The sequence below is a fragment of the Sphaerisporangium sp. NPDC049002 genome (assembly GCF_040649355.1).
Classification (GTDB): domain Bacteria; phylum Actinomycetota; class Actinomycetes; order Streptosporangiales; family Streptosporangiaceae; genus Sphaerisporangium.
This window is the reverse complement of the sequence record NZ_JBEZFH010000263.1, coordinates 1-9,247: the sequence shown is the minus strand read 5'-3', so window position 1 is coordinate 9,247 and position 9,247 is coordinate 1. Positions and strand designations below refer to the sequence as shown.

Here is a 9,247-nt window from a genome sequence, read left to right as displayed (position 1 = left end):
TCCAACGGGGTGAAGGTGAGCGTTGAGGGGCCCTGGTGGGGGGCCTCGGCCGGGGCGCCGGCGAGCCCGAAGACGCCGCCCGCGACGTCGCGCGGGTGGAAGCGCGGGCCGAGCCCGAGCAGGGCCTCGGTGAGCGCGTGGGTGAGGTTGCCACCGGGGTCGCGGGCGGAGCGGGGGTTGGCGCCTCCCGCCCGGCCTCGGGCGACGATCTCGCCGCTCAGGGTGGCGACCAGGCAGCGCGTGCTCGTGCCGCCGCCGTCCACGCCGACGACCAGGGGCTCGGCGTTTCGCATACCCCTCCCATGACGCTGATCTCCTCGAAAGTATAGGCGGCCGGAGGATTTCGCCACCGGCTCCACGCCAGGCGGCCGAGCGGGAGTGAGGCGAAGATCGCGTCGCGGCGTCCCCCGGTCGGCCAGGTATGGCAGTCTGCGTAGCTCCGGGAAGTCTCGACGGGGGAGTGCCGATGGGTGGCCAGCGTGTGGCGAGTGCCGAGGAAGGGGCAAGCGGGGCCTCCGGCCTGTCCGACCGGGTCGCGCGATGGGTCACCGAGCTGTTCGCCCCGCAGGTGCTCGTCATCGGGCTGCCGCCGGTGGTGGGCCTGGTCTCCGACGGCTGGGCCGGCTTCCAGTGGGGCCTGCTCGCGTCGCTGCTGTGCGGCGGCGTCCCGGCGCTGGTGATCGCCATGGGCGTCCGCTCGGGACGGCTCGACTCGCGGCACATCGTGGACCGCTCGCGCAGGACGGTGCCGCTGCTGGTGGCGGTCGCGGCCGTGCTGGCGGCGCTCATGCTGCTGGCGGGCCTCGGGGCCCCGCGCCTGCTGGTGGCCACGGTGGCCGCCATGCTGGCGGGCCTCGCGGTGACCGTCCCTGTGACCCTGCGGTGGAAGATCTCCTTCCACGCGGCGGTGTCGGCCGGCACCGTGCTGGTGCTCGCCCGCGTCCTGCCGGCGACGCCGACGCTGGTCGCCGGTGCGGTGGTCGTCGCGGTCGTGTGCTGGGCCCGCGTACGGCTGGCGCACCACACGATCGCCCAGGTCGCCGCCGGGGCCGTCGCCGGAGGAGGCACAGCCCTGCTCACCCTGGCGCTTTCCGGGGTCTGAGGGCGTCGCGCGGCCACCTGCTCGCGCCTGGAGTGCCGCTCCCCGCGGTGGGGTTCACCGCCTGTTTCGTTGGTCTGCGCCTTTCGCCGGTCTGCGCCCGCCCTCGCCGAGGCCGCGGGTGGAATGACCGGAAATCCTTGACGCCTCAACAAGGGCGGGTATAAACAAAGACGAAACCAACTTGAAACGGCGGTGAATCAACACGATGTACGCCGAGGAGCGGCAGCAGGACATCCTGCGTCGGGCACGGGCCATCGGCAGGGTGGACGTCGTGACGCTGGGCGAGGAGTTCTCGGTCACCACCGAGACCATCCGCCGCGACCTGACTGTTCTTGAGCGTGCGGGCGTGTTGCGCCGCGTGCACGGCGGGGCCATCCCGGTCGAGCGGCTGGGCTTCGAGCCCGCGCTGGCCACCCGCGACGAGGTCATGACGGCCGAGAAGGAGCGCATCGCCAAGGCCGCCGTCGCGGAGCTGCCCGAGGACGGCGCGATCATCATCGACGCGGGCACCACCACGGGCCGGCTGGTGCAGGTGCTCCCCGCCGACCGCGAGCTCACCGTGATCGTCAACTCCCCGCCCCTGGCCACGGTGCTGGCCACGCGGGCGAACCTCAACGTGATCATGCTCGGCGGCCGGGTACGGGGGCGCACGCTGGCCACCGTCGACGACTGGGCGATGCGGCCGCTCTCACGGCTCAACGTGGACGTCGCGTTCATGGCGGCGAACGGCTGCTCGGTGGCCAGGGGCCTCACCACGCCGGACCCCGCCGAGGCGGCCATCAAGCGGGCGATGATCAAGGCGGCCAAGCGCAGCGTGCTGCTCGCCGACCACACCAAGTTCGCCGACACCTACCTCGCCCGGTTCGCGTCGATGTCCGAGATCGACGTGGTCATCACCGACACCGGGCTCGACCCCGCGACGGTGTCCGAGGTGGCGCAGGCCGGGCCGGAGGTGGTACGGGCGTGATCCTCACCCTGACGCTCAACCCGAGCCTCGATCGCACGATCGAGATCGCGACCCTCGCGCGCGGCACGGTCATCCGCGCCGCGACGGCCCACCTCGACCCCGGTGGCAAGGGGGTCAACGTGTGCCGCGCCCTGCTGGCCAACCGGGTCAGGTCGTGCGCGGTCGTCCCCTACGGAGGGGCCGAGGGGCGCCAGCTCGTCAGGCTGCTCTCCGAGGAGGGCATCCAGATGATCACCGTGCCGGTCGCCGGGACCACCCGGTCCAACGTCGCGCTCGCCGAGCCCGACGGCACCATCACCAAGATCAACGAGCCGGGCACGGCGCTCTCGGCCGACGAGCTGGACGCCGTCGCCGAGGCGGTGCTCAGCGCGGCGGAGTCGGCCGACTGGGTGGTCGCCTCCGGGAGCCTCCCGCCGGGCGTCCCGGTCGACATGTACGCCCGCCTGTGCCGGCGGTTCACGCGGGCGGGCATCAACGTCGCGGTCGACACCAGCGGTCCCGCGCTGGTGTCGGCGCTGGCCGCGGCGCCCGCGCTGGTCAAGCCCAACCGTGAGGAGCTGGCCGAGGCCACAGGAACGTCGATCGCGTCGCTGGGGGACGCGATCGACGCGGCGGGCAAGCTGCTGGCCCTCGGCGCGAGGTCCGTCCTCGCGAGCCTCGGCCCCGACGGCGCGGTCCTCGTCGAGGACGGCCGGGTGTGGTACGGCCAGTGCCCGGTGCGCGAGCCGCGCAGCACCGTCGGCGCGGGGGACGCCATGCTCGCCGGTTTCCTCGCCGCGGGAGCCGCCGGCGAGATGGCCCTCGTCGAGGCCCTGGCCTGGGCGTCGGCCGCGGTGTCACTCCCGGGCAGCCGGATGCCGTCGCCCGCCGACATCGAGCGGGGCGACGTCCGCGTCCTCGATCCCGATCCAGCCACGCCGTTGACGCCCGGGGACTAGACGGCGCGTTTCGACCCCCCAGCCGGCCCCACGCCGGCCGCCCCGGAAGGAGCAAACCACATGGCCGATACATACACCCCCACGGTTACCGGAACCGGCGTCAAGGCGACGATCCAGCGCTTCGGCGGTCACCTCGCCGGCATGATCATGCCCAACATCGGCGCCTTCATCGCCTGGGGCCTGATCACCGCCCTGTTCATCCCGACGGGCTGGCTGCCCAACAAGGCTTTCGCGGAGCTGGTCGGGCCGATGATCAGCACCCTGCTCCCCATCCTGATCGGGTACACCGGCGGGCGCATGGTGCACGGCCAGCGCGGCGCCGTCGTCGGCGCGGTCGCCACGATGGGCGTCGTGGTGGGGGCCGACGTCCCGATGTTCCTCGGGGCCATGATCATCGGGCCGCTCGCCGCCTTCGTCATCAAGCAGGTCGACGGGTTCACCCAGCAGCGGACCAGGGCCGGGTTCGAGATGCTGGTGGACAACTTCAGCGCCGGCATCGTGGGCGCGGGGATGGCGGTCCTCGGCATGTGGGGCATCGGCCCGGTCGTCGAGGCGGTCACCACCGCGGCCGGCCGCGCCGTCTCGTGGCTGGTCGGCCACGAACTGCTCCCGCTCGCCTCGGTGCTCATCGAGCCGGCCAAGGTGCTCTTCCTCAACAACGCGATCAACCACGGCGTCCTCGGCCCGCTGGGCGTCGCGGAGGCGGTCAAGTCCGGCAAGTCGATCCTGTTCATGCTGGAGTCCAACCCCGGCCCCGGGCTCGGCCTGCTGCTCGCGTACTTCTTCTTCGGCCCGAGGCTCCTGCGCCCCAGCGCGCCCGCCGCGATCATCATCCAGTTCCTCGGCGGCATCCACGAGATCTACTTCCCGTACGTGCTCATGAAGCCCCGCCTGATCCTCGCGGTGATCGCGGGCGGCGCGTCGGGCGTCCTGACCTTCATGGTCACGGGGGCCGGGCTGGTCGCCACCCCGGCGCCTGGAAGCATCTTCGCCTACCTGGCGGTCACGCCCAGAGGCGGCTACTTCGGGGTCCTCGCCGGTGTCCTCGTGGCCGCCGCGGTCTCCTTCGTTGTCGCCTCGGCGCTGCTGGGCTTCGGCCGCGCCAACGGCGACGAGCCCGCCACCGCGCCGGACGCCCCCGCCGAGCAGCCGGTCCCGGCCGCGTCCGGCGCCTCCGCCGTGGAGCCGGGCGGGGTCACCACGCCCGTCACCGAGGGCGACAAGCAAGCCCAGCCCGTCATCAGAGAGGTGTGAGCGGATGCCGAGCATCGACAGCAAGGACGTCAAGAAGATCGTGGTCGCCTGCGACGCGGGAATGGGCAGCAGCGTCATGCTCGCCACCCAGCTCCGCAAGTCCCTGAAGGGGCTCCCGGTCGAGGTGGAGCACACGCCGGTCAACTCGATCCCCGCCGACGCCGACGTCATCGTCTGCCACGCGGGGCTGGCCGACCGTGCGAGGGCCTCCGCTCCCGGCACCGTGCTCGTGCCGTTCCAGCTCTTCATCGGCGACCCCGCCGTCACCAAACTCGTCGGCACGATGAAGAACGGCGGCACGGTCGATGCCTGACGCGGCGCCGCTGCCGCTGGACCCGAGGGCCATACGGCTCGACGCCGAGGCCGGATCGCGCGACGACGCGATCCGGCAGTGCGGCCGGGCGCTGCTCGCCGTGGGCGCCGTCGACGAGTCCTACATCGGCACGATGATCGACCGTGAGCGGTCCATCTCGACCTACGTCGGGGAGGGCGTCGCGATCCCGCACGGCACGCTCGCCGGCAAGGACGCCGTCCACCACGACGCCATCAGCGTCGTGCGCTTCCCCGGCGGCGTCGACTGGGACGGGTTCCCCGTCGTGCTGTGCATCGGCATCGCCGCCCGTGGAGAGGGCCACGTGGAACTGCTGTCCGAGCTGGCGCAGATCCTGCTCGACCCCGACCGCGCGAAGGCGCTCCGCGAGGCCACCGAGGTCGACGAGGTGGTCCGCCTCCTGCAACCCGTGAAAGAAGACGACGCGGCCCCGCAACCTGTGAGCGGGCCGCCCGTGAGAGAGGAAACGCCCGAGTGAAGGTCGCCCGCTTCCACGCCCCAGGTGACATCCGCGTGGAGGACGCGCCCGAGCCCTCACCGGGGCCCGGAGAGGTCAAGATCCGCGTCCGCAACTGCTCCACCTGCGGCACCGACGTCAAGATCTTCAGGCACGGTCACCACCACATCCGCCCGCCCCGCGTCATGGGCCACGAGATCGCCGGTGAGATCGCCGAGGTGGGCGAGGGCGTCGAGGGCTGGACGGCGGGCGACCGGGTGCAGGTCATCGCCGCCATCCCGTGCGGCCGCTGCGAGGAGTGCCTGCGGGGCAGGATGACCGTCTGCCCCAACCAGGAGTCGATGGGCTACCACTACGACGGCGGGTTCGCCGAGCACACCATCGTGCCCGCCAAGGTGCTGTCCGTCGGCGGTCTCAACCGGATCCCCGACGGCGTCGGCTTCGCCGAGGCCTCGGTCGCCGAACCGCTCGCCTGCGTGCTCAACGGGCAGGAGCTGGCCCGCGTCGGCGACGGGGACGACGTGGTCATCCTCGGGGCGGGCCCCATCGGCTGCCTCCACGTGCGGCTCGCCCGCTCGCGCGGGGCCGGGCGGGTCTTCCTGGCCGACCTCAACCCCGAACGGCTCACCATGGCCGCCGACCGCGTACGGCCGGACGCGGTGATCAGCGGCCGGGACGCGGACGTCGTGGACGAGGTCCTCAAGCTCACCGGCGGCCGGGGCGCCGACGTGGTCATCACGGCCGCAGCCTCCGGCGCCGCCCAGCAGCAGGCGCTCCAGATGACCGCGCGCCAGGGCCGGATCAGCTTCTTCGGCGGCCTGCCCAAGGACGACCCGATCATCGCGCTCGACTCCAACCTCGTGCACTACCGCGAGCTGACCATCGTCGGCGCCAACGGGTCGAGCCCCGCGCACAACGCCAGGGCGCTCGACCTGATCGCCACCGGGGCCGTGCCGGTCAGCGACCTCATCACCCACCGGATCCCGCTCGCGGAGGTCCTGGAAGGCATCGACATCGTCAGCCGAGGCACGGCGATCAAGGTCACCGTCGAACCCTAAGGAAGCCCCGCCATGGCAGAGAAGACCGTCACCATCGCCTCCCGCAGCGGCCTGCACGCCAGGCCCGCGAAGCTCTTCGTCCAGGCAGCCGCCCGGCAGGGCGTCGCCGTGCGCGTACGGACGGCCGACAAGCCGTCCGTGCCGGCCACCAGCATGCTCGGAGTGCTGGCCCTCGGCGCGCGGCAGGGCACGGAGGTGACCCTGCAGGCCGACGGCCCGGGGGCGGAGGAGGCGTTGGAGTCCCTCGCCGAGCTGCTTTCGCGCGACCTAGACGCGGAGGAGTCCGCCGATGCCTGAGGTCGTGCGGGGCATCGGGGTCAGCCCCGGCCGCGCGGCGGGCCGGGCGCACCGCATGGCGAGGCCCCCGGTACTGCCGCCTCCCGCCCCGGTCACCGACGCCGTCCGCGAGATCGGCCTCGCGACCGGCGCCCTGGACACCGTCGCGCAGTACCTGGAGAGCCACGCGGCCAAGGCCTCGAACCCGGACGCGCGGGAGATCCTGGAAGCGCAGAGCCTCATGGCGGCCGACCCCGCCCTGCGCGAGTCCGTCGAGGAGGGGGTCGCCTCGGGCCTCGGCGCCGCGCACGCCGTCGACGCCGCCTGCGCGCACCACCGCGAGGCGCTGCTCGCGGCGGGCGGATACTTCGCCGACCGGGCGGGCGACCTGGACGACATCCGCAACCGCGCCGTCGCGGCCGTACTGGGCCTGCCCATGCCCGGCGTGCCCGACCCGGGCCACCCGTACATCCTGATCGCCGACGACCTCGCGCCCGCCGACACCGCGAACCTGGACACCGGCACCGTGCTCGCGCTCGTCACCGAGAAAGGCGGCCCGACCAGCCACACCGCCATCCTCGCCAGGACCTTCGGCCTGCCCGCCGTGGTGGCGTGCCGCGGCGCCGCGGACATCGGCGACGGGACGTGGATCTCGGTCGACGGGGCGAGCGGCGAGGTCGAGGTCGGCGTGGGGGAGGACGCGGCCGCGGGGATCCAGCGCGAGGCCGCGGCGGCGCGCGAGCGCCTGGCCGGCGGCCACGGCCCCGGGCGGACCGCCGACGGGCGTCCGGTGCCGCTGCTGCTCAACATCGGCTCGGCGCACGACCTCGGATCCGGCGACGCCGAGGGGGTCGGCCTGTTCCGCACCGAGTTCCTGTTCCTGGACCGCCGCGCCGCCCCCTCCTTCGAGGAGCAGGTGGCCGCCTACACGGCGGTGCTCCGGGCGATGCCGGGAAGGCGGGTGGTGATCCGCACCCTGGACGCGGGCTCGGACAAGCCCCTGCCGTTCCTGCGCCTGCCCGACGAGCCGAACCCCGCACTGGGCGTGCGGGGGCTGCGCACCAGCAGGATCCAGCCGGAGATCCTGGACGTCCAGCTCGACGCCATCGCGCACGCCGGCCGCGAGAGCGGCGCCGAGACCTGGGTGATGGCGCCCATGGTGAGCACCGTGGGCGAGGCCGCCGGCTTCGCCGAGCGTGCCCGCGCGCGCGGCCTGAGCCACGTCGGGGTGATGGTCGAGGTGCCCGCCGCCGCGCTGCACGCCCGGCGCCTGCTGGAGGAGGTCGACTTCCTCAGCATCGGCACCAACGACCTCGGGCAGTACGCCTTCGCCGCCGACCGGCAGCACGGCGACCTCGCCGACCTGCTCGACCCCTGGCAGCCCGGCCTGCTCCGGCTGATCGCCATGTGCGGCGAGGCGGGGCGGCAGGCGTCCAAGCCCGTGGGCGTGTGCGGCGAGGCCGCGGCCGACCCGCTCCTCGCCACCGTCCTGGTGGGGCTCGGGGTCGGCAGCCTGTCGATGGCCGCCCCGAGCGTGCCGGCCGTACGCGAGGCGCTGGGCCGCCACTCGATGGCCGCGTGCGAGGAGCACGCCCGGCTCGCGCTGGCGGCCGGGGACCCCGCCCAGGCCAGGAAGGCGGTCAGCGAGGCCTGACCCGCCAAGCCGGGTGCGCCTCACCGCGACCGGATCGCGACAAGCGCCTCCATCGGGCCGGGTGGTTGCCTTAGACTGAATCTCATTCAGACCTCTCGGCGTGAGCCGATCGGTCGTCAACGCGGCCGCCGACCTGGATCGGAGAGCACATGGTGAAGGCCGGAACGAGGCCCAGAAAGCAGGGCACGTCGCCCCGGGTGGTCGAGGAGACCGAGGTGACGATCGATCTGGACGACCCGCGGTTGCAGACGGACGCCGCCCAGGGCTTGGCGGACGCCGCACGTGAGCTCTTCGTCAAGAAGGGCTTCTCGGCGACGACCGTGAGTGACATCACCGAGCGCGCGGGCATGAGCGTGGGCTCTCTGTACTATCACTACGGGAGCAAGACCAATATCTACCTCGCCATCTGGCTGAGGTACCAGCGCAGCCAGGAGGCGCGTGCGCGCGAGACGGTCGTGGCCGTGCGCGCCGCCGGGGTCACCAACGGGCTGCGCCTGTTCCTGGCCGGGACGCGGGCCTACCTTCTGGGCGCCTGGGAGCATCGCGACGTGGTGCGACTGGTCGCCGACGGCGACACGCCTCCCGGGTTCGGGCTGCGGATGCGCCGCATCAACCAGGACTGGTTCCGGCAGAACGCCGCCCTGCTGCGGGAGAGCCCGAATCTGCTGGGGCAGGACGACGCGCTGGGCGTCCGCGCGATGGTCGCGATCGTCACCGACGCCATGGGCGGAATCTGCCGTGAGGTGGCCGCCTGCGCGACCCGCGAGGAGGCCGAGGAGCTGGTGGCCCGGGCCATCGACGTCTTCGCGCGGCTCACGAACGTGCCTTCGGAGGGCAACCACCGGTCCGACGACTGACCGTGAGGATGTAGGTGGGCGCCTCCCGGCGGGTCTGACCCAGCGGCCGACCGACCGCGGGCTCCTCAACGGGATCTGTCGCCCCTGCCCGGGTGGCGTTCCACCTGCACTCACCGGACGCGGCGCGTGACCTTGTAGGAGCCTGGCCAAAGGCCCCATGGCTGTCTGTCCACGCGATCAACCCGCCTGCTGGTATCGCCCCAGCACCGTCAAACGATCTTGAACGGCCGAACTCCTCGGCGGCCGAACCTCAGGCCCGGCCCTTGACCGAGGTGATGAGGAGCTGGGCCACGTCCACGACCTCCAGCGACTCCTTGGCCTGGCCGCTGTTCTTCTTCTCGTTGATCGCGTCT

11 protein-coding genes are annotated in these 9,247 nt (G+C 72.9%); 10 read left to right on the top strand and 1 reads right to left on the bottom strand.

What is annotated here, in order from left to right; all coding sequences use genetic code 11:
• On the bottom strand, positions 1-293 hold a 293-nt coding region (locus AB0B89_RS32490; RefSeq protein ID WP_358560421.1), incomplete at its 3' end, for a BadF/BadG/BcrA/BcrD ATPase family protein.
• Positions 294-466: 173 nt separating this feature from the next.
• Between AB0B89_RS32490 and AB0B89_RS32485 the strand changes: the two genes are divergently transcribed.
• From AB0B89_RS32485 to AB0B89_RS32440, 10 genes are all read left to right on the top strand, one after another.
• Positions 467-1,102 (top strand): hypothetical protein, encoded by a 636-nt coding sequence (locus tag AB0B89_RS32485; protein WP_358560419.1) that lies wholly within the window; start codon positions 467-469, stop codon positions 1,100-1,102.
• A gap of 205 nt (positions 1,103-1,307) precedes the next feature.
• A complete protein-coding gene (locus AB0B89_RS32480) occupies positions 1,308-2,069 on the top strand; it encodes a DeoR/GlpR family DNA-binding transcription regulator (RefSeq protein WP_358560417.1) in 762 nt (253 codons plus the stop codon).
• A complete protein-coding gene (gene pfkB, locus AB0B89_RS32475; protein WP_358560415.1) occupies positions 2,066-3,007 on the top strand; it encodes a 1-phosphofructokinase in 942 nt (313 codons plus the stop codon). Before AB0B89_RS32480 ends, pfkB begins: the two co-directional genes overlap by 4 nt.
• A 60-nt stretch (positions 3,008-3,067) precedes the next feature.
• Complete coding sequence (locus AB0B89_RS32470) at positions 3,068-4,261, top strand: PTS mannitol transporter subunit IICB (protein WP_358560413.1); 1,194 nt, start codon at positions 3,068-3,070, stop codon at positions 4,259-4,261.
• A 4-nt stretch (positions 4,262-4,265) separates the two neighbouring features.
• A complete protein-coding gene (locus AB0B89_RS32465) occupies positions 4,266-4,574 on the top strand; it encodes a PTS lactose transporter subunit IIB (RefSeq protein WP_358560411.1) in 309 nt (102 codons plus the stop codon).
• Positions 4,567-5,070 carry a PTS sugar transporter subunit IIA gene (locus AB0B89_RS32460; RefSeq protein WP_358560409.1) on the top strand — a complete coding sequence of 168 codons (504 nt, stop codon included), beginning with the start codon at positions 4,567-4,569 and terminating at the stop codon, positions 5,068-5,070. Before AB0B89_RS32465 ends, AB0B89_RS32460 begins: the two co-directional genes overlap by 8 nt.
• Positions 5,067-6,107: a zinc-dependent dehydrogenase gene (locus AB0B89_RS32455; RefSeq protein WP_358560407.1), complete on the top strand. Its 1,041-nt coding sequence runs from the start codon at positions 5,067-5,069 to the stop codon at positions 6,105-6,107. The genes AB0B89_RS32460 and AB0B89_RS32455 overlap by 4 nt, the downstream gene beginning before the upstream one ends.
• A gap of 12 nt (positions 6,108-6,119) precedes the next feature.
• Positions 6,120-6,404, top strand: coding sequence for an HPr family phosphocarrier protein (locus AB0B89_RS32450; RefSeq protein WP_358560406.1), 285 nt, complete (start codon positions 6,120-6,122; stop codon positions 6,402-6,404).
• Entirely contained in the window at positions 6,397-8,037 is a 1,641-nt protein-coding gene (ptsP, locus tag AB0B89_RS32445) for a phosphoenolpyruvate--protein phosphotransferase (protein ID WP_358560404.1), read from the top strand. The genes AB0B89_RS32450 and ptsP overlap by 8 nt, the downstream gene beginning before the upstream one ends.
• Positions 8,038-8,252: 215 nt before the next feature.
• On the top strand, positions 8,253-8,894 hold the full coding sequence (locus AB0B89_RS32440) for a helix-turn-helix domain-containing protein (RefSeq protein ID WP_358560402.1): 642 nt from the start codon (positions 8,253-8,255) through the stop codon (positions 8,892-8,894).
• Positions 8,895-9,247: the final 353 nt, after the last annotated feature.

What these genes read in the sequence shown, in the direction of transcription:
- AB0B89_RS32485 (WP_358560419.1), top strand. Translation starts at nt 467, where the DNA reads ATGGGTGGCCAGCGTGTGGCGAGTGCCGAGGAAGGGGCAAGCGGGGCC.
- AB0B89_RS32480 (WP_358560417.1), top strand. Translation starts at nt 1,308, where the DNA reads ATGTACGCCGAGGAGCGGCAGCAGGACATCCTGCGTCGGGCACGGGCC.
- AB0B89_RS32470 (WP_358560413.1), top strand. Translation starts at nt 3,068, where the DNA reads ATGGCCGATACATACACCCCCACGGTTACCGGAACCGGCGTCAAGGCG.
- AB0B89_RS32465 (WP_358560411.1), top strand. Translation starts at nt 4,266, where the DNA reads ATGCCGAGCATCGACAGCAAGGACGTCAAGAAGATCGTGGTCGCCTGC.
- AB0B89_RS32460 (WP_358560409.1), top strand. Translation starts at nt 4,567, where the DNA reads ATGCCTGACGCGGCGCCGCTGCCGCTGGACCCGAGGGCCATACGGCTC.
- AB0B89_RS32450 (WP_358560406.1), top strand. Translation starts at nt 6,120, where the DNA reads ATGGCAGAGAAGACCGTCACCATCGCCTCCCGCAGCGGCCTGCACGCC.
- ptsP (WP_358560404.1), top strand. Translation starts at nt 6,397, where the DNA reads ATGCCTGAGGTCGTGCGGGGCATCGGGGTCAGCCCCGGCCGCGCGGCG.